The following is a 17,461-nucleotide window of genomic DNA, read 5'->3' as shown; positions in this document are numbered from 1 at the left end:
AGTACTTTCTATGACTGCCTACACGATCAACCTCAAACCGGTGATTGACATGACAGATCAGCAGTTCTATCAACTCTGTCAGACCAATCCAGAGCTGAAGTTTGAACGCAGTCCTCAGGGGGAGCTGATTATTATGTCGCCAACGGGGGGCGAAACGGGCAATCGCAATATTGAAATCGCTGGAGAATTTGTCTTCTGGAATCGGCAACACCAGCTTGGCAAACTGTTTGATTCATCAACTTGCTTTCGGCTCCCCAACGGCGGCGATCGCTCTCCTGATGTTGCCTGGATTCGGCAAGACCGCTGGGATACCCTCACTCCAGCCGAAAAGGAATCATTCCCACCGATCGCACCGGATTTTGTGTTGGAACTGATGTCCCCATCCGATCGCCTCCCAGATACCCAGTCCAAGATGCAGGAGTATCGGCAAAGTGGGGTGCAGTTGGGATGGTTAATCGATGGTCTACGACCTGCCATCGGCAATCGCAAAACTCGACGGGTGGAAATTTATCGAGCCAGTTCTCCCGTTGAGGTTCTAAACTCACCCAGCCGCCTTTCTGGAGAAGCAGTTCTGCCAGGATTTTGCCTGGATTTAGCAATCGTGTGGTGAGAACACGCTGAAGATCCAAATTGAACCTTCGGGATCAGGGGGCATCGGCGTTATCATAAATTACTTGGGAGACTCCCCTCATCTCTCGCCTCGTCCCTAACATCGGAGTTGTCTCGTGACTCAAACAAACTTGGATTTTTTGGCAAAAACAGACCCGCTCATCGCAGGCATTATTCAAAAAGAGCTTCAGCGTCAGCGCGATCACCTGGAGCTGATTGCCAGTGAAAACTTTACCTCGGCGGCGGTACTGGCGGCCCAGGGTTCCGTCTTAACCAACAAGTATGCCGAAGGACTCCCCAAGAAGCGGTATTACGGCGGGTGTGAATTCATCGATCAGGCAGAGCAAGTGGCGATCGATCGGGCGAAGGAGCTGTTCGGCGCGGCCCATGCCAATGTGCAACCCCACTCTGGAGCCCAGGCAAACTTTGCTGTATTTCTGACTTTGCTGGAGCCAGGGGACACTTTCATGGGAATGGACTTGTCCCACGGTGGACACCTGACCCACGGTTCCCCGGTCAACGTGTCTGGAAAATGGTTCAAAGCCTGCCACTATGGCGTGAACAAAGAGACGGAACAGCTCGACTACGACGAAATCCGAGAGCTGGCAAAACAGCATCGCCCGAAGTTGATTATTTGTGGTTACTCTGCCTATCCTCGCATCATTCAATTCGACAAGTTCCGCGAAATTGCCGATGAGGTCGGTGCATACCTGATGGCGGATATCGCCCATATCGCTGGATTGGTGGCATCCGGGCATCACCCGAACCCGATTCCCTACTGTGATGTGGTGACGACAACCACCCACAAAACCCTGCGCGGCCCTCGTGGGGGTCTGATCCTGACCCGTGATGCTGAGTTGGGCAAGAAGTTCGACAAGTCCGTCTTCCCTGGCACTCAAGGGGCCCCCTGGAACACGTGATTGCGGCAAAGGCGGTGGCCTTCGGTGAAGCGCTGCAACCGGAATTCAAGACCTATTCTGGACAGGTGATCGCCAACGCCCAGGCCATGGCCGCTCAATTGCAAAATCGTGGTTTGAAGATTGTTTCTAACGGTACTGAGAACCACCTGATGCTGGTGGATTTGCGATCGGTCAGCATGACGGGTAAGGTGGCGGATCAACTGGTGAGTGGGGTGAATATCACGGCGAACAAGAACACCGTTCCCTTCGACCCAGAATCCCCCTTCGTGACCAGCGGATTACGGTTAGGCTCTCCTGCCATGACCACTCGCGGCATGGGCACAGAAGAGTTTACGGAGATCGCCAACATCATCGCCGATCGCCTGCTCAGTCCGGAAGATGAGGCAGTGGCGCAGGATTGCCGTCAGCGGGTGGCAAAACTCTGTTCAAGTTTCCCCCTCTATCCCCATCTGGTAATTCCGGTGCCGGCTCTGGTTTAATCTCAGTAGGGGCGCACTGCTGTGCGCCCCTACCGGATATGTGCGCCCCTACCGGATATGTGCGCCCCTACCGGATATGTGCGCCCCTACCGGATATGGGATATGGGATATGGGATATGGGATTTTGCCGCATCTTCCTGATCTTGTGGGGTGGGCAGCGTTTCGACTGAGCTCAAGCCGAAGTCTTGCCCGCCCTTATGCTGTAACAACCCTCAAAAAAATCGCCTCTGCCCAAACAGGAGAGACGATCGAAGGTGAAATATATGAATTAGGAAATCAAAACCTGGAGTATCACACCGCTCTAGAATTTGAGGTGAGACGGCTCGTTCAGTTCGTAGCATTTTTTAATATGGTTCACTTGATAAGTTTTTCGTACCTTTGGGAGTAAGGGTAAGTACTTTAACGCCAAAACTCGGGCAGAGATTTTTATGTTCATATCCTCTTTGCACTGTTTATATCGGGGGCGTTTCTAATCTGGCAAAGAATTTGTGAGATAGCTAACCCCCAAAGTGTGAAGTTCTGATGATCTTTGAAAAAAACCGAACTTTTGTACTGGATTTGTAGTGTGCGTAACAACACTGGACTGGATATCTGATAGGACGCAATTTTAGTAACGAAATGTAGCAAGCGATGAGTTCTGAAATGCTGCGGGCATGTTTAGATGGTAGGCAGTCAAAACGGCTACAAAGCAAGCAGAGTGCATGACGGATAGGGAGATATTTACGACTACGACTGGAGTATCTGAGAGTAAAAGAACGCCTGAAAGCCAGAGTCCGATCGATCCGGCAGGACGGCAATGGCTGCGATGGTTGAATCTGCGGCCTGAGGAAAGTGAGCGAACGTTTCTGATGTTTGCTTTCTACACACTGTCCTCAGTCGGGATTTTGTGGTTGGAAGTGAGCGTTGCAGCCCTATTCCTGGGAGAGTATGGGGCGCGATCGCTTCCCTGGATCTATATGGCCAGTGCTGGAATTGGTACCGGGATTGGCGTGGTCTATTCCTGGATGCAGCGTGTATTGCCCTTACATCGCGTTCTGGTCTTGACTGCTATTTTGATGGCAGTTCCGTTGCTGCTCTTTCGGGTGGGAATGCATCCGGCATTGATGGGCGGCTACACCGTCTTTCTGATGCGATTGTGGATGGAAGCGATTTACGTCATCAATGAGCTAAATACCTCCATCACGGCCAATCAACTGTTCACGATTCGGGAAATTAAGCGCACCTATCCCCTGATCAGTAGTGGGATTCTGGCTGCCGATGTGTTGAGTGGTCTGTCCCTCCCCTTCCTGCGGGGACTGGTGGGTTTGCCCAATGTCATCCTGCTGGCCTGCGTCATGCTGCTGCTGGGAGCAGCGATTCTGCTGTATTTGACCAAAACCTACCGTCCATTTTTTCCAGATTTTTCTCGACGACGGCTGGAGAAGGGGAAAAGGATTTTTCCACTCGTCGCCTCAGGGGCACCCATCAGCAGTATGTCATCCTGGTGTTTGCCTTCTTCTGCATGGTGCAAATCCTGTCGCTGCTGCTGGATTTTCAGTATTTAAGTCAGTTGGAGCAGGGGTTGAGCGTTGAAAATATTGCTGATTTTCTGGCTCTGTTTAGCGCAATTTTGGGCGTGTTTGAGTTAATCACTCAATGGTTTGTCTCTGGACGGGCGATCGAACGACTGGGCGTGTTTGTGATTACTGCCCTGCCTCCCCTGCTGCTGGCGGGCTTAAGTGCCTTAACCCTGACGGGGGTGTTGAGCCTGTTTGTAGGCGTGATTGGACTGAAGTTTGTCGATGAACTGTTGCGGTATACCCTGGTGGCCAGTACTGCGCCCGTACTGTTTCAACCGATCCCGGAAACCAGCCGCAACCGGATTCAATCGATGGTGCGTGGGATTGCAGAACCCCTCTCGGCGGGATTGACGGGAGCCGCTTTGCTGGGAACCATCTGGCTGTTTCAACGGTTTACCAGTCCTGATCTGACTGGCCCAGACCCTACCTTTGTCCGCATCCAGGGATTGATCTTTTTGCTATACACAGCGATCTTTTCCCTGCTCTGGCTCCTGACGGTGCTGAAACTGCGATCGAAATACCTGGAGGTGCTGGTACTCGGTAGCGATCGCGGGCAGTTGAGCCTTTCCCAGGTGGATTTGACGGTGCTGCGGCGCAATTTAGTTGAAGCATTGAGCCGAGCTGCGACCGATGAGGAAAAGTCTTCCTGCATTGAACTACTGACGGAAGTGGATCCGACCCGCACCAGCGAGATCCTATCTCCCCTGTTGTCCACGATGTCCACCCCCTTGCAGCGTCAAAGCCTGGAAGCAATGCTGAACTATCCTGATCCAGCCTATCTCGATCAGGTGCGATCGTTACTGGATTCCTCGCTGCCTCCCGATCTGCTGGCCAAGGTGCTGCGCTATGTCTGGCTGACGGCGGCTGAACCGGATCATCACCAACTCACCCCCTATTTACTGCCAGAGGTTGATCCAGAGGTGCGGGGTACAGCGGCGGCTCTGATGCTCCGGCGGGGTAATCCGCGTCAGAAGGCAGAAGCAACGGATCTATTGCGGCGAATGTTGACGAGCAAGCAGGAACGGGAGCGGTTGATGGGCTGTCGGGCCCTGAGCGATGCAGTGTACTTACAGTCTCTGCGGCTGTACATTCACCCCCTCTTACAGGATGAGTCCCTGCGGGTGCGGTGTGCCATGCTGGATGTGATTGCAGCGACCCATTTAGAAGAGTACTATTCTGCCTTGCTGCGGGGGTTGCACTACAAATCTACGCGGGAGGCGGCAGGTCAGGCGCTGGTGCGGTTGGGTAGTGAAGCAATTCCGTTGCTGATTGAATTTGCTGAAGATCCCTACAAGCCTGATGGAATTCGGGCGCAGGCCTGGTTGACGATCGGGCAAATTGCCTCTCCGGATGCAGTGGATCTGCTGGTGTCTCGTCTGTTAACTGCCTGGGGCACAACCCGTCGAACGTTACTGCGGGTGCTGTTGCGCGTACCCAGGGAAGCGGGGATTGAAGCGGTTTTAGAAACGTTGGGGCGGCGAGGCATTGAGTCGTTGATTGCTCAGGAACTTCAGTTTTTGGCTCATCTCTACGCCAGTTTGCTGGATTTGCGGATGGATGATGGCAGGAATGAACCTAATGAAGAGGCGGATTTGCTGCGCCGTTCCCTGCACGATGCTGAAGCAGATGCGATCGAACGGCTGTTTCTGCTAATGCGCTTTTTGTATGATTCCAACAAAATTCAGGCGGCTGTGTTTAGCCTTCAGGCTGAATCGCGGGACAGCGTGGCCAGGGGGCTGGAAATTCTGGATAATACGATCGATTTGTCCAGCAAGGCAGTGATTTTGAATATTCTCGATCGCCAGCCGATCGCTGAAAAGGTGCAGAATTTGTCCGATCTGGTTGAGTATCATCCCATGTCCCCCAATCAGCGGTTACGCTATTTGCTGGATTTGCGGCATTTTCTGCCTGCCTGGACATTGGCCTGCTGTTTCCACCTGGCCCGGAGCATGCGCTGGAGTCTGACGGCTGAACAAATTCTGGTGTGCCTCCGCTACCCGACGGGCTTTGTTCGAGAAGCTGTCCTTGCCTACCTGCGGGTGGCCTCTCCCAAAACCCTGCGCGAGGTGTTGCCCCGTCTCCGCCATGATCCCGATCGCCTGGTAGCCCTGCAAGTGGAGCAGATGATGGCAGAATTAAAAAGCTAGCTGGGTTAAATTATGTTCACCGTCGATCGCCTGCTGTTTGTTCGGAAGGTTCCCGTCTTTGCGGAGTTGCGGGACGATTTTTTGGTGCGGTTAGCCTCCATCATGGAGGAGTTGAGCTTTCCCAGCAAGCATACGATCTTTACCCAGGGGGAAGAAGGTCAATCACTCTATATTCTGGTATCAGGACGGGTTCGGGTTCACATTGGCAACCAGGAACTCGCTCAGCTCGAACAGGGCACTTGCTTTGGTGAAATGGCTGTTTTTGATGCGGAACCGCGATCGGCTTCGGTCACTACCCTGGAAGCCTGCGAATGCTTGATGCTGACCCAACAGCAGCTATACGAGGCGATCGAGGAAACTCCGGGTATTGCAGTCAATATCATTCGCTTGATGTCTCGACGAATTCGGGAGCTAAACCAGAAGAGTAATCTCCTTCAGGAGAGTGAGCGGGGGGTGATGCTCGGAAAAGCTATCTCGGAGAAGCGAACCGATCGGCGATCGGGACTCAGAAAATACGGCAGAGGTTAATCTTTCGTAGCGCAGGCAGCGTTTCGACTGAGCTCAAGCCGAAGTCTTGCCTGCCAGTCCAACTCAGATCCCCACCCACTCAGACCCCCACCCAACAAAGAATCAGCAAAAGGGAGAAATATATGAATCGTCAACGGATTGAACCCGGCCCAGGACAAGAATCAGTGTGGGATTATCCCCGCCCGCCCCGGTTGGAGGATTCCCTCAGGCACATTCAGATCATTTTTAATGATGTGGTGATTGCCGATACCCATCAAGCCAAGCGTGTATTAGAAACCAGCCATCCCCCGGTTTATTACATTCCCCCAGAGGATGTGCAAATGCAGTACTTCACCCGCACCAGTCGATCGACTTTCTGTGAGTGGAAAGGACAGGCGGCTTATTACACCCTGACGGTGGGCGATCGCACGGAATCCAACGTGGCCTGGTTTTACCCGAATCCGGTTCCTGCTTTTGCTGGACTGAAAGACTACATTGCCCTCTACCCCAGCCGCATGGATGCCTGCTATGTAGATGGTGAGAAGGTGACAGCCCAACCGGGCGATTTTTATGGGGGTTGGATTACTAAGGATATTATTGGCCCGTTTAAGGGTGGCACGGGGACGTGGGGGTGGTAGGGAAAAAGGCAGCGCACTTCTTCTCGGAATTTATTTTTAGGAATTAGGATAGGTATACTTACTCCTGATTGAGCAAAACCGATGAAAGTAAAAGTAACTGAACAGGGGATTGTCATCCCAAAAGAATTCTTAGAAGGGATTAGCACAGTTGAAGTTTATAAAGAAGCCGATCGTATTGTTTTAATCCCGACTTCAGAAGAAGAACGTGATCCGATTTGGGGTTTAGGCTCTGATCCCATCCGTTTAGGCATTACAGATGCCGCTCAAAATCATGATGCCTACCTTTATGGTTTAGATTCATGACGCTTCTTTTCTTAGATACTAGCTTTATCGTTGCTTTGGAACTGGCAGATGAACAGGATCACCCTGCGACATTTCGCTATTGGCAGACGTTAAGCCAAATGCAACCTCAGTTTGTTACAACTTCCTATGTATTCGATGAAATTGTCACCTTTTTCAACAGCCGCCACCGCCATGATAGAGCTGTTTCAGTTGGAAACCGATTAATAGAAAGCACCCTTGTAAGGTTAATTCAGGTAGATGAATTTCTGTTTTTGAGAGGTTGGCAGTTCTTCAAAACTCACACAGACAAGTCCTACTCATTGACAGACTGCATTTCATTTTTGGTAATAGAACAGGAAAGAATTCAAACTGCCTTGACGCTCGATCGCCATTTTGTTCAAGCAGGATTTCAAAAAGTACCGTGATAGGTTTCAGTATCAGGAGTGGTCGATGAAATCAATGGCTAACAGAAAAGCTACTCTTTCGATCGCTATAAAATGATCTCAAAAGAGTAGCCTTGCTGTGATGCCTGGGCAGGCAAGATGCCCACCCCACAAGAGTTTTAGAGGACTGGGCGGGCAAGATGCCCACCCCACAAGAGTTTTAGAGGACTGGGCGGGCAAGATGCCCACCCCACAAGAGTTACAGATGATTCAATTTGCCTTCCTAGCCTGGCTGGTTCATCAGTCTGACAATTTCTTGTGCCAGGTTTTTTGACCAGAGGGAGTCGAAGGGGCAGAGAATCTGTCGGTTTTCGGGAGCTGTCCAGACAATGGCATCTTCGAGTTCAGAGATGCGGTAGGTTTCGTTGAGCAGGATGGCGGTGAGCAGATGATGCAGGGTAAGGGCTTGTTGGTCGGTTAACACAATCATGGTTGGCGTTCTCCTTTGGAGAGAATGACCAGGGCTTTATCAATGTCTCGGACTTTGATCGATCGCAGAGCAGTGAGGATGGCTCGCAGTAAAGCCACCTCGTCATCGGTAAGGGTGATCATAAGTTGGGTCTCCACAAAAAACTTGATTCAAATCATGCCATAGTGACGCGCAAACTCGCAAGTATTTGCGTCCTTAAACTTGCGAGTATGACAAGATCAAATCTATGGCACAGAAAAAACGGAACAAGGTTGAAATGAGGGCTTACATCCCTAAAGAGCTAGACAAGCTAGTTCGATCGCTGGCAATGCTCAGGGATGAAACCTTGTCGTCAGTTGTAGAGGAAAGTTTAGAAAAGTGGGTTAATGAGGCTGAAAACCTGCGCCTCAGAGATAAGCACAATCTAGATGAGATGGATTAAAGTAGTAGGTTGGGTTGAGGCACGAAACCCAACACTTAATGCCTCACTCCTGACCCACACTGTCAGCAAACTTGATTCCACCCTCCATCCCCCACCCCTCAGCATAAGCTCCAGCCATGACATATCGATGAAAGCTAGAATATGCCCAGTCTTTTGGAGCTTCGACTAACTGATGTTTCACAGGATTGTAGTGAATATAATCCACATGATGGGCAAAATCCGCTTCATCCCGAATTTGGTGTTCCCAAAATCGTCGCTGCCACACCGCTTGCTCCCCTTTCCGAAGGCGCGAATTCGATCGCTGCTGTTTGTATTGAGTGGGACAACAACGGCTGAAGTAACTTTTGATCAATCGCCAGCGCAGGGAAAAATCGGCATCTTCAGCAGGTAATGTCCAGATACAGTGAAGATGATCGGGCAAGATCACGATCGCCTCAATGGTGAAGGGATGGGATTGTTTGACATGATGAAACGCTTGGCGGAGTAGGGCGATCGGCTCTGGCTGATGAAAGATGCTTTGTCGTTGATGGGTGACAAGGGTAAAGAAGTAGGTGGCTCCTGGTGTTATGACACGGCGGTACTGCATTGGTTGAATCCCATTCTTTTGTTCTAGAGTGGGTTGTGCAGCTTGGAAATGAACATAGGGAATTGTTGGGTTGAGGCACGAAACCCAACCTACTGGTGCTAGATCTACATTTCTCGTAAGTAGCGAAACTGGAATTCAAATGCTATAAGGTTTATTAGAAGTCAATTAATTTAGATAGACATGTCTTATTCTCAAAACGAAAAAGATAAGTTTTTTGAAGCGGTAGACTCATTAAAGAAGTATCGTAGAGCTGAGATAGTTGACGAATCAGGGAAGGATCTCGTTGATGCTTTATATACTGATTTGCTACCTAACGAGCAAATTCTGAAAACATGTCTGACTGACAACACGACATTCTTGATTGGACGCAAAGGGACTGGTAAATCGACAATCTTTCTAAAACTTCAACGGGAGTACAGAAAGCGAAATGACGTACTATCTTGCTACATAGATACAAAAACAATATTTGAGTCTTCACAAACAGAATTTCTTGGCATTGAACATTTTGGTGAAGTGATGCCTAATGAAGCTTTAAAGCAGTATATTCTTGAAAGAAGCTTTTTACAGAGTATTTTGCGCTCGTTAACTGAGGAGATTCAAGAAAGATCTGAGGGCTTACTTGGAAAAATAAAGAATTTTCTAGGAATAGGTGAAGCGCAAATTGTGAAGGAAAAGCTGCGGGAATTAACTAGTAGCATAAATAATAATGAGCTTTTAAAGAAGATTGAAATCCCTTCTCTTCAGCAAATTACTGTTGCTAGAAAGTCCTTTACGGAGAGAAGCAACGAAACTGCTCTAAATGAAAATGATAGTATTGGAGGAAAAGTACAAAGAGCAGAAGTAGAAATGGAAGCTTCTTTATCTTCTAATAAAATGAACAAATCTTCTAGAAAAAATATATCTGAATTAGAAGAGCAGTTCTCTAATGTATTTTTAAAGGTTTTTCAAATAAAAAACTTTATTTCTCAGCTAAGGGAAGTATTGTCAACTCTTAGAATTAGAAGCTTAGTGGTTTTACTTGATGATTTCTCAGAGATACCTGATCACTCAATGAGGATCTTTGTTGATGTAATCTTATCCCCCTTAAACAACTGGTCGCAAGACTTTATTAAATTCAAGGTTGCCGCATATCCAAATAGAATTTATTATGGGAAAATTGACCAGGGGAAAATTGACAAAATTAATCTTGACTTTTACAATCTTTACTCTACTAGGGTTGATAGAAGTGTCATGGAAGATAAGGCACTCAATTTCACAAAAAGGTTGATTGAGAAGCGGGTAAAATATTTCACGAATCAACCAGTTGAGCTGTTCTTCGATATTAGGAAAGAATCCATCGAAGAATACTATGAACTAATATTTCAAATATCAATGAATGTACCTCGCATCATTGGTTACATTCTCTACTACTGCTATGAGAGTAAAATTGCTTACGGAAATTCCATCAATAGAGCTGCTCTAACCGACGCTGCTGAGAAATACTACGAACTTGCGATTGAACCTTTTTTTCAAAGCACAACTTATTCCCTTAAATCAATTGATGAAAAAATATCTATTCTTCAAATGAGGGAACTTCTTAATGGGAACCTCGAAAAATTGTTTCAGGAGCGTCTTAAATTGAGACTACTATGAGATCATAACATTAGGTTAGAACGGAGCAGGGAACAATGAGCCAAACTGGAGTTTGGGAGTGGGAAAAACGTCAGAGCAAATTGAACCAGAAAAAAGATTTACTGATGAGGCTCGATCAAATTATTCCCTGGCAGGAGTTCCGCCCGACTCTAGAGAAAATTCATAATAAACCTCGCAAGAGCAACGCGGGTCGTAAAGCAATGGATGTCGTCGTCATGTTTAAGTTGTTGGTGCTGCAACAGTTGTACAACATTAGCGACGAAGAATTAGAGTATCAGGTGAGCGACCGACTATCGTTCATGCAATTCATGGGCTTTGGCTTAGCCGATGAAGTTCCCGATGCCACAACGGTATGGCTGTTTCGCAAACAACTGAGTGAACAAGGATTGATTGAAGCAGTGTTTGAGCAGTTTGATGGCTATCTCGTTGAGCAAGGCTATGCAGCTAAAGGTGGACAAATCGTCGATGCGACGCTGATTCCCGTCCCCAAACAACACAACAGCGACAAAGAAAACGAGCAGATCAAGCAGGGCAAGACCCCCCAACAGTGGCAAGATCAACCGCATCGCCGCGCTCAAAAAGACACCGATGCGCGCTGGACGAAAAGGGGGATAAGAGTTACTTCGGCTATAAAGACCACATTGGCATCGATGCAGCGTACGGTTTGATTCGTCGTTATGCGGTTACAGATGCCTCAGTGCATGACTCTCAAGTGTTAGGAGCATTACTCGATGAAGACAACCAGAGTGATGAAATTTGGGCAGACAGTGCTTATCGCAGTGCTGCCATTGAGGAGACTTTAGAACTAATGGGCTTTGAGAGCCAAATTCATGAACGGGCTTATCGCAATCGTCCCCTCAGTGAGGCGCAAAAGCAATCCAATCGTGACAAATCCAAAACTCGTGCCAGAGTCGAGCATGTGTTTGGTCGGTGGACGATGCAGATGGGAGGCAAGCTCATCCGTTCGATTGGTCTAGTGAGAGCGAAGGCAACGCTAGGGTTGAAAAACTTGACCTACAACTTTGTACGCTACACGTTTTTACAGACTCAATGTCCTTGCTGAGGCAGAAAATTGAAGCGTAGGGGTGCATTGGAGTGTTCTGTTGGCTGCATGGAATGAAGAATTGATTGCATGACTATCAGCACAACGTTGTTCTTTGTCTCATTTGAGACCCAATCTTACCTCAAAATGAATTAATCGAGGTTCCCTAATGTTTTCGTCGATGAAATGATCAGCATTAGAAAAAGGATTATAACTGGAGATCTATCCGGAAGCATCTATGCCGATATCAAGTCAAATCCGCAGTATCCGTACACAGGGTAAAGCAGAAAGAGTGAGCGATGTGAGGGTAAGTCTGCTAGGCTAAAACGCATGGAATCCCCGAATGCCTTTTTAAGCGAAATTTCAGCAGAGGACTGGGCCAACACACCGGAGAGTGTCAAGCAGTTGGTGCAGCGTCTATTGGAGCGTATTGAGGCATTAGAGGCAGGCCAGCAAGCGTTACAAGAGCAAATTCAGCGCAATTCCAAAAACTCCTCGCAACCGCCTTCGCAAGACCCTCCGAAGGGATTCAAGGCTACCCCGAAAAAGAAAAGTGGGAAAGCGCGAGGCGGACAACCGGGACATCCGGGACATTCGCAGGAACTTTACCCGCCGGAACAATGTACGCGCATTGAGGATCACTACCCTGAGGTGTGTTGCGAATGTGGACATCGCTTGAGAGGGAAAGATGCCAATCCGCAACGGTGTCAGATCGTAGATTTGCCACCGTTACAACCGATTGTTTTGGAACATCGCTTTCATGCGTTGGAGTGCCCCCAGTGTGGGGTAAGCAGCCGTGCCTATGATGGCGAGATTGTGGATGGTTGTCGCTATGGGGAAAGGCTGTGTGCATTAGTCGCACTGTTGAGTGGAGAGTATCGTCAAAGTCACCGGATGGTGGTGCGGCTGTTGAGTGAATTGTTTGAGATTCCCATCTCCGTGGGCAGTGTCGGACGCTTGCGGCAACAGATGAGTGAAGCGATTGAGCAACCCGTCGAAGCGGTTCATCGCTATGTGCAGCAGCAACCCGTTGTTGGGATAGATGAAACGAGTTTGCCTCAGGGTAACGCCGATGGGAACAATGGCAAGGGGAAGCGAGGCTGGTTGTGGGTGATGGTAACCCCGTTGGTGTGCTATTTCCAGGTGGCGTTAAGCCGCTCTCAAGCCACCGCTCAAAGCATCTTAGGAACTGATTTTGCTGGGATTGTCAACAGCGACCGCTACAGTGCTTACAACTGGTTAAACTTGCAATGGCGACAATTGTGTTGGGCGCATCTGAAACGCGATTTCACCAAAATTGCCGAACGGGGTGGGGTGAGCCAGACCTTGGGAGAGCAACTTCTCCAACAGCAAGAGAAATTATTTGAGTTATGGCATCGGGTGCGAGATGGAACCTTAGCACGCCCCCAATGGATAGAAGCCGTAGCACCCATTCGACAACGGGTGAAAGCACTGTTGGAAGAAGGAGCGGCTTACCCAATTGGGACCAGAGAAAAGACACCTTTGGCAAAGACGGTGCGAACCTGTCAGCAGTTACTCAAAGTAGAACCTGCTTTATGGTTATTCGTCACAACCGTTGGAGTAGAGCCAACCAATAATGCAGCAGAACAGGCGATTCGTCCAGCAGTGTTGTGGCGACGCTGTAGCTATGGCTCCCAAAGTGAGGCAGGCAGTTTGTTTGTCGGACGAATGATGACGGTTGTAGCAACGCTGCGGCGGCAAAATCGCCATGTCCTCGATTATCTCACCGATGCTTGCTATGCCAAGCGTCGGGGCTTGCCTGCCCCTTCTTTACTTCCGCTTCCCGACCTACAGCGATCCTCCTGACTACCTTGCTAACCCTGTGTACGGATACAATCCGCAAACTAGTCATTTTCATTTTAATCCGATTCATGAGCAGTTCTTGAAAACACTTGAACTAAATTTCTTTGTCAGCAAATATAGTGAACTAAGTAGCCGTGACGGTGGCAAACAATCTGTGTATTGTTTGAACTATGGTTTATGTGTTAGGCAAAATTTACGCTGGGGGAAACCAAAAGGGCGTGAATACAGAGCGTATTTTGTTGCAAGGCCTTTTAATTTCAACAATAAAATCGAGGAATTCTTGAGGAACTCGAAGCGAATTATTTGTTGTAACCTGGACTGCAATAAGAACTTTCCTTTCGAGCAACTTCAATTTCTTGAGGAAGTTACTAATATGAAGTGTCCGCTTTGCCAAAGCCCTTTGAATGTTATCTCTAATTCTGAAACTATAGAGGCAGAGCTCAAAAGAATAGACAGAAACAAGCTTTTGCCAGATATAGAACGTGGAATGATTTATGAAATTCATAAAGCAGAGAAATCCCTTAAACCAAAGGAAATTGCTGAAGAACTTGACTGCTCACATCAGCTAATAGGTCGGAGAGCAAAGAGATTGGATGAAAACTTAGGTTTGCTTATCCGAGAAGGTGAGGGAACACGAAGAGTTTATAAGCTTACGAAGAAGGCTGAAAATGACTATTTTTCTGGCACCGAGTGAGAATTCAAGATTTAGAATGACTTATAAAGTCCATTTTATAATGGTAATAATCCAGACAGTTTTCGCAGTAGAGGTTAAAACCCGTATTCTACCGTTGGCGTCTTAAAATTGTCCGGATTATTGAAATGAACAATGTCTGACAAAGTAGGTTAGTAGATTGAGCTTCGTTTCTCAAAACCTGTTTGAAAAGTACGAGATGAGTGCTAGAACCCTGATTCTTCTGAACTTGATCTCATAGTCCGCAATTCATTGTGAGCGATTTATCAGTAAGCTGACACAATAAAATTTGCAGTTCCCTTTCGAGCGAGATGAACGCTTGGTGGCTCCAAAGTTTGACATTACGCTGCCTCTGGATGCTGCAAATGCAAGCCCAGCAATATCCAACCTTCCAACACCTCTTGAAGCCGATCGCGGCACTGCCTCAACGTTTCAGCCGTGGCATACACCCCTGGCAATTCTGGAATTTCACCATAGAAACTCCGATCGTCCTCCAGAATTTCATAGGTCGCGCAATACATGGCAGCCTGAATATATTTGCTCAACATTCCCGTCATTCCAGAATTCAGCCACTTCCAATTCTATCTGTCTCAGAAACTCACCGATCGCACCAATGGCAAGACGGAGATGCTTACAACGTAGAGATTGTGGATTATCACTGACCTATGAACAACCTCGATACAATCCTTTGCACGCAGCATAGGTTTCATCCTTTGGTGATCAACTCAATCAATCGATCGCCTCAAACTGATCCTTCATTGCTCCGCAGGTTGGACAAACCCAATCCTCCGGAATCTCTTCAAAGGGCGTACCCGGTTCAATCCCAGAATCCGGATCGCCGATCTCTGGATCGTAAACATAGCCACAGACCGTGCATTCGTACTTTTGCATGGGTTCACCTCATCAAGAATCGGACTCAAGAATCGGACTTTGGATCGGCAAGTCATCCTGATCTTACAAAACTACGTTGAACAGTAAACAGCCCAGTTGAATTCTGCTGAACTCGATCGCCGCGATTGACCGACTCACAACCCTTTCAAGAGTTTTAAGTTTTAGTTGCAAACGCTAGATTTTCATCTCCTGCGGGTTAACTTAGGAGGATATTATTTTGAGGAGTTATTGTGTGCTGATTAGAAAAACTGTTATTCAGGTAAGTATCGGAATCGTTGCAGCACTGGCTGGAATTGGAGGACGCACGATCGCCCTAGCAGCCCTTCCCGATGAGGAGGCGATCGATCCCAGTCCGGCTGATGCTCAGGTGCTCCCCTCACCCACTGAATCCGAGCAAATCGCCCAATTTTTTCCCTACGCCAATATTGACGAGCAAACGGTGATGGTACAGGGGCAGGGCGTTGCCAGTGCGGCGGCTGAAACCGCTGAGATTGAACTCGTGTTCGTCAACTACGACCCTTACTACGATCCCTACGCCTGCTACTATGACGAGTCGGGATTATTACCAGAAACGATCGATCTCTCCCGAATTGAGCCTTGCCCCGCTCCACCCGAACCCCTCTCCCTCGGTCGAACCAGCCTCCAGCCTGCGATCGATGCCCTGGTCAACGGTGGCATTGTGCGTAACGACATTCGGTTGCGATTGCCCTCTGATCCAGCACCAGACAATGACTTCGCTACCCTCTACTATCCCAACAGTGCGAGCTTGTCTCTGACAGTAGCCAATCCAACCCGGCAGCAAGTGCAGGAATTAGTCACCGCAGTGGAGAACTCGGTGGCAAATCACGAATCCCTTTATCTCCAGGATCGATACGTGCAATACACCCTCAGCACCGCAGGCTGTCAGGCTCTGGAACGGGATGCCTACCGGGATGCCGTAGCCAATGCCCGCAGTCGAGCGGCTGTTGTAGCAGAAGCCCTGGGAGTAGAAATTGGCGACGTGCCCTCCGTGGCCGATTCCGCCTTATCCCTATCGGGAATCTTTGGCAGCGCGGCTGGGTTCTTTGGTGGTACAACCTCCTACTGTGATGCTGAAACCGCCAGCGGTTCCATTTTTGGTACTTCCTTCCCCAGCCCGTCCTACTACGATTCATTGGCTCCTGCCGAGGTGCGATCGCAGCGCAGTATCTTCGTCACCTATCCCGTTCGCCGCAGTCGTTAGTTCCAGCCCCCTGCTGATCTGAGGAATATAAACTTAATCACCAAAACTCTTGTGGGGTGGGCAGCGTTTCGACTGAGCTCAAGCCGAAGTCTTGCCCGCCCAGTCAAAAAGGCAGAACAGTAGTCCAGTTGGAGAAGCAGAACGGTGGTGCAGGTTGTTTGAGCCACAAACCTACCTGATGGTGGGCACCGCCCACCCTACGTATTCTGATTTTGGATCGCAAGACCTACTGTTGGACTTCTCGCCGGGGCTGAGATGCGGTGGAAAACCACTTGTATGCCAGGGAACCCAATACCATTGCGATTAAGAACAAGACCGGATTCCAGATGCCTAAAATCAACGCGGTAATACCTGGCCCAGGACAATAGCCTGAAACCCCCCAACCAATCCCAAAGATCGCCGCTCCCCCCACTAAAATTGGATCGATCGACTGTACGGTGGGTAAATAAAATCGATCGCCAAACAGGGGATGAGGACGGTTTAAGACAAACCGAAAGGTAATGGCCGTGACTCCTACGGCTCCACCCAATACGAATAGTAATGTGGGATCCCAGGTTCCTGCCGCGTCTAAGAATCCAAGAACCCGATCGCGATCGATCATTTGCGATAAACCAAGACCAAAACCGAACAGGATGCCGGAGATTAGAACAATAATATTTTGTTTCATGGTGAAATGCGCGAATACTTAAGAGTAGATGTAAACGGGAACTAAATCACAAAAACATGGCGAGTTAGAAAGACTGTAATAAAGGCAGTTGCTAAGAAAGTCAGCACAGCCACCAGCGATCGACCGGACAATCGCCCCAGCCCACAGACCCCGTGACCACTGGTACAACCATTGCCCATCCGTGTGCCAAATCCGACTAAAAATCCACCTACAATCATGGCAACCGGGGCAAAGGTAGACGTGGGAGTGGGTTCAGGTGCAAAGCCATACTCATACAGGGCTGCTCCCCCTATCATGCCGACAATAAACAGCCAACGCCAGGCTTCACTGGCAGCAAAGGTGATCGCCCCATTCACCATGCCACTAATCCCCGCAATCCGCCCGTTAAAGGCAAGTAACAGAGTCGCACTGGTGCCAATCAACATTCCGCCCACCAGGGCAGTAATCCAATTAAATTCAGCCATTTGCTCT

At 48.8% G+C, this 17,461-nt stretch carries 19 protein-coding genes and 2 pseudogenes; 14 read left to right on the top strand and 7 right to left on the bottom strand.

Annotated elements, in window-relative coordinates; translation table 11 throughout:
* Positions 1-10 precede the first annotated feature (10 nt).
* The 8 genes and pseudogenes from ACM1PF_RS03545 (at position 11) to ACM1PF_RS03510 (ending at position 7,566) form a co-directional block, all read left to right on the top strand.
* On the top strand, positions 11-610 hold the full coding sequence (locus ACM1PF_RS03545; protein ID WP_416672348.1) for a Uma2 family endonuclease: 600 nt from the start codon (positions 11-13) through the stop codon (positions 608-610).
* Between the two features lie 115 nt (positions 611-725).
* A pseudogene (gene glyA / locus ACM1PF_RS03540) lies at positions 726-2,008 on the top strand (serine hydroxymethyltransferase).
* A gap of 701 nt (positions 2,009-2,709) precedes the next feature.
* On the top strand, positions 2,710-3,552 hold the full coding sequence (locus tag ACM1PF_RS03535; RefSeq protein WP_416672346.1) for a hypothetical protein: 843 nt from the start codon (positions 2,710-2,712) through the stop codon (positions 3,550-3,552).
* On the top strand, positions 3,510-5,714 hold the full coding sequence (locus ACM1PF_RS03530; protein ID WP_416672344.1) for a HEAT repeat domain-containing protein: 2,205 nt from the start codon (positions 3,510-3,512) through the stop codon (positions 5,712-5,714). Before ACM1PF_RS03535 ends, ACM1PF_RS03530 begins: the two co-directional genes overlap by 43 nt.
* A gap of 12 nt (positions 5,715-5,726) precedes the next feature.
* Positions 5,727-6,242 carry a Crp/Fnr family transcriptional regulator gene (locus ACM1PF_RS03525; RefSeq protein ID WP_416672343.1) on the top strand — a complete coding sequence of 172 codons (516 nt, stop codon included), beginning with the start codon at positions 5,727-5,729 and terminating at the stop codon, positions 6,240-6,242.
* 122 nt (positions 6,243-6,364) lie between these two features.
* Entirely contained in the window at positions 6,365-6,859 is a 495-nt protein-coding gene (locus ACM1PF_RS03520; protein WP_416672342.1) for a DUF427 domain-containing protein, read from the top strand.
* A gap of 81 nt (positions 6,860-6,940) precedes the next feature.
* Positions 6,941-7,162 (top strand): AbrB/MazE/SpoVT family DNA-binding domain-containing protein, encoded by a 222-nt coding sequence (locus tag ACM1PF_RS03515; protein ID WP_416672340.1) that lies wholly within the window; start codon positions 6,941-6,943, stop codon positions 7,160-7,162.
* Positions 7,159-7,566: a type II toxin-antitoxin system VapC family toxin gene (locus ACM1PF_RS03510; RefSeq protein ID WP_416672338.1), complete on the top strand. Its 408-nt coding sequence runs from the start codon at positions 7,159-7,161 to the stop codon at positions 7,564-7,566. Before ACM1PF_RS03515 ends, ACM1PF_RS03510 begins: the two co-directional genes overlap by 4 nt.
* Before the next feature lie 241 nt (positions 7,567-7,807).
* On the opposite strand, the gene ACM1PF_RS03505 is transcribed toward ACM1PF_RS03510, so the two are convergent.
* Positions 7,808-8,014 carry a hypothetical protein gene (locus ACM1PF_RS03505; protein WP_106175589.1) on the bottom strand — a complete coding sequence of 69 codons (207 nt, stop codon included), beginning with the start codon at positions 8,012-8,014 and terminating at the stop codon, positions 7,808-7,810.
* Positions 8,011-8,136: a hypothetical protein gene (locus ACM1PF_RS03500; protein WP_416672337.1), complete on the bottom strand. Its 126-nt coding sequence runs from the start codon at positions 8,134-8,136 to the stop codon at positions 8,011-8,013. The genes ACM1PF_RS03505 and ACM1PF_RS03500 overlap by 4 nt, the downstream gene beginning before the upstream one ends.
* Before the next feature lie 104 nt (positions 8,137-8,240).
* On the opposite strand from ACM1PF_RS03500, the gene ACM1PF_RS03495 reads away from it, so the two are divergent.
* Complete coding sequence (locus ACM1PF_RS03495; protein WP_416672335.1) at positions 8,241-8,435, top strand: hypothetical protein; 195 nt, start codon at positions 8,241-8,243, stop codon at positions 8,433-8,435.
* 43 nt (positions 8,436-8,478) lie between these two features.
* On the opposite strand, the gene ACM1PF_RS03490 is transcribed toward ACM1PF_RS03495, so the two are convergent.
* Complete coding sequence (locus ACM1PF_RS03490; protein ID WP_416672333.1) at positions 8,479-9,021, bottom strand: REP-associated tyrosine transposase; 543 nt, start codon at positions 9,019-9,021, stop codon at positions 8,479-8,481.
* 180 nt (positions 9,022-9,201) lie between these two features.
* Here ACM1PF_RS03490 and ACM1PF_RS03485 point away from each other — a divergent pair, with 180 nt between their 5' ends.
* From ACM1PF_RS03485 to ACM1PF_RS03470, 4 genes and pseudogenes are all read left to right on the top strand, one after another.
* Positions 9,202-10,653, top strand: a complete 1,452-nt coding sequence (locus ACM1PF_RS03485; RefSeq protein ID WP_416672332.1) for a hypothetical protein — start codon at positions 9,202-9,204, stop codon at positions 10,651-10,653.
* Positions 10,654-10,688: 35 nt separating this feature from the next.
* A pseudogene (locus tag ACM1PF_RS03480) lies at positions 10,689-11,716 on the top strand (IS5 family transposase).
* A gap of 309 nt (positions 11,717-12,025) precedes the next feature.
* The gene (gene tnpC, locus ACM1PF_RS03475; RefSeq protein WP_416672324.1) at positions 12,026-13,522 is read left to right on the top strand and encodes an IS66 family transposase; all 1,497 of its coding nucleotides are present in this window, start codon (positions 12,026-12,028) and stop codon (positions 13,520-13,522) included.
* Positions 13,425-14,213, top strand: a complete 789-nt coding sequence (locus ACM1PF_RS03470; protein ID WP_416676951.1) for a winged helix-turn-helix domain-containing protein — start codon at positions 13,425-13,427, stop codon at positions 14,211-14,213. Before tnpC ends, ACM1PF_RS03470 begins: the two co-directional genes overlap by 98 nt.
* Positions 14,214-14,551: 338 nt before the next feature.
* On the opposite strand, the gene ACM1PF_RS03465 is transcribed toward ACM1PF_RS03470, so the two are convergent.
* Both ACM1PF_RS03465 and rd read right to left on the bottom strand, forming a co-directional pair.
* Positions 14,552-14,758 (bottom strand): type II toxin-antitoxin system HicB family antitoxin, encoded by a 207-nt coding sequence (locus ACM1PF_RS03465; protein WP_416672330.1) that lies wholly within the window; start codon positions 14,756-14,758, stop codon positions 14,552-14,554.
* Between the two features lie 181 nt (positions 14,759-14,939).
* Positions 14,940-15,101: a rubredoxin gene (gene rd / locus ACM1PF_RS03460; protein WP_416672328.1), complete on the bottom strand. Its 162-nt coding sequence runs from the start codon at positions 15,099-15,101 to the stop codon at positions 14,940-14,942.
* A gap of 232 nt (positions 15,102-15,333) precedes the next feature.
* On the opposite strand from rd, the gene ACM1PF_RS03455 reads away from it, so the two are divergent.
* Positions 15,334-16,323: an SIMPL domain-containing protein gene (locus ACM1PF_RS03455; RefSeq protein WP_416672327.1), complete on the top strand. Its 990-nt coding sequence runs from the start codon at positions 15,334-15,336 to the stop codon at positions 16,321-16,323.
* Between the two features lie 226 nt (positions 16,324-16,549).
* On the opposite strand, the gene ACM1PF_RS03450 is transcribed toward ACM1PF_RS03455, so the two are convergent.
* Both ACM1PF_RS03450 and ACM1PF_RS03445 read right to left on the bottom strand, forming a co-directional pair.
* Entirely contained in the window at positions 16,550-16,990 is a 441-nt protein-coding gene (locus tag ACM1PF_RS03450) for a DUF6691 family protein (RefSeq protein WP_416672326.1), read from the bottom strand.
* Between the two features lie 41 nt (positions 16,991-17,031).
* Complete coding sequence (locus ACM1PF_RS03445; protein WP_416672325.1) at positions 17,032-17,454, bottom strand: YeeE/YedE family protein; 423 nt, start codon at positions 17,452-17,454, stop codon at positions 17,032-17,034.
* Positions 17,455-17,461 lie beyond the last annotated feature (7 nt).

Source organism: Egbenema bharatensis FJBBOT/2019, assembly GCF_048077055.1.
Lineage (GTDB): Bacteria > Cyanobacteriota > Cyanobacteriia > Elainellales > Elainellaceae > Egbenema > Egbenema bharatensis.
The sequence above is the reverse complement of the archived record's forward strand: the minus strand, read 5'-3'. Positions and strand labels throughout refer to the sequence as shown.

Bases quoted from the DNA above. Each gene is read 5' to 3' on its own strand.
- ACM1PF_RS03545 (WP_416672348.1), top strand. From the start codon at position 11: ATGACTGCCTACACGATCAACCTCAAACCGGTGATTGACATGACAGAT.
- ACM1PF_RS03535 (WP_416672346.1), top strand. From the start codon at position 2,710: ATGACGGATAGGGAGATATTTACGACTACGACTGGAGTATCTGAGAGT.
- ACM1PF_RS03530 (WP_416672344.1), top strand. From the start codon at position 3,510: ATGGTGCAAATCCTGTCGCTGCTGCTGGATTTTCAGTATTTAAGTCAG.
- ACM1PF_RS03525 (WP_416672343.1), top strand. From the start codon at position 5,727: ATGTTCACCGTCGATCGCCTGCTGTTTGTTCGGAAGGTTCCCGTCTTT.
- ACM1PF_RS03520 (WP_416672342.1), top strand. From the start codon at position 6,365: ATGAATCGTCAACGGATTGAACCCGGCCCAGGACAAGAATCAGTGTGG.
- ACM1PF_RS03515 (WP_416672340.1), top strand. From the start codon at position 6,941: ATGAAAGTAAAAGTAACTGAACAGGGGATTGTCATCCCAAAAGAATTC.
- ACM1PF_RS03510 (WP_416672338.1), top strand. From the start codon at position 7,159: ATGACGCTTCTTTTCTTAGATACTAGCTTTATCGTTGCTTTGGAACTG.
- ACM1PF_RS03505 (WP_106175589.1), bottom strand. From the start codon at position 8,014: ATGATTGTGTTAACCGACCAACAAGCCCTTACCCTGCATCATCTGCTC.
- ACM1PF_RS03500 (WP_416672337.1), bottom strand. From the start codon at position 8,136: ATGATCACCCTTACCGATGACGAGGTGGCTTTACTGCGAGCCATCCTC.
- ACM1PF_RS03495 (WP_416672335.1), top strand. From the start codon at position 8,241: ATGGCACAGAAAAAACGGAACAAGGTTGAAATGAGGGCTTACATCCCT.
- ACM1PF_RS03490 (WP_416672333.1), bottom strand. From the start codon at position 9,021: ATGCAGTACCGCCGTGTCATAACACCAGGAGCCACCTACTTCTTTACC.
- ACM1PF_RS03485 (WP_416672332.1), top strand. From the start codon at position 9,202: ATGTCTTATTCTCAAAACGAAAAAGATAAGTTTTTTGAAGCGGTAGAC.
- tnpC (WP_416672324.1), top strand. From the start codon at position 12,026: ATGGAATCCCCGAATGCCTTTTTAAGCGAAATTTCAGCAGAGGACTGG.
- ACM1PF_RS03470 (WP_416676951.1), top strand. From the start codon at position 13,425: ATGTCCTCGATTATCTCACCGATGCTTGCTATGCCAAGCGTCGGGGCT.
- ACM1PF_RS03465 (WP_416672330.1), bottom strand. From the start codon at position 14,758: ATGTTGAGCAAATATATTCAGGCTGCCATGTATTGCGCGACCTATGAA.
- rd (WP_416672328.1), bottom strand. From the start codon at position 15,101: ATGCAAAAGTACGAATGCACGGTCTGTGGCTATGTTTACGATCCAGAG.
- ACM1PF_RS03450 (WP_416672326.1), bottom strand. From the start codon at position 16,990: ATGAAACAAAATATTATTGTTCTAATCTCCGGCATCCTGTTCGGTTTT.
- ACM1PF_RS03445 (WP_416672325.1), bottom strand. From the start codon at position 17,454: ATGGCTGAATTTAATTGGATTACTGCCCTGGTGGGCGGAATGTTGATT.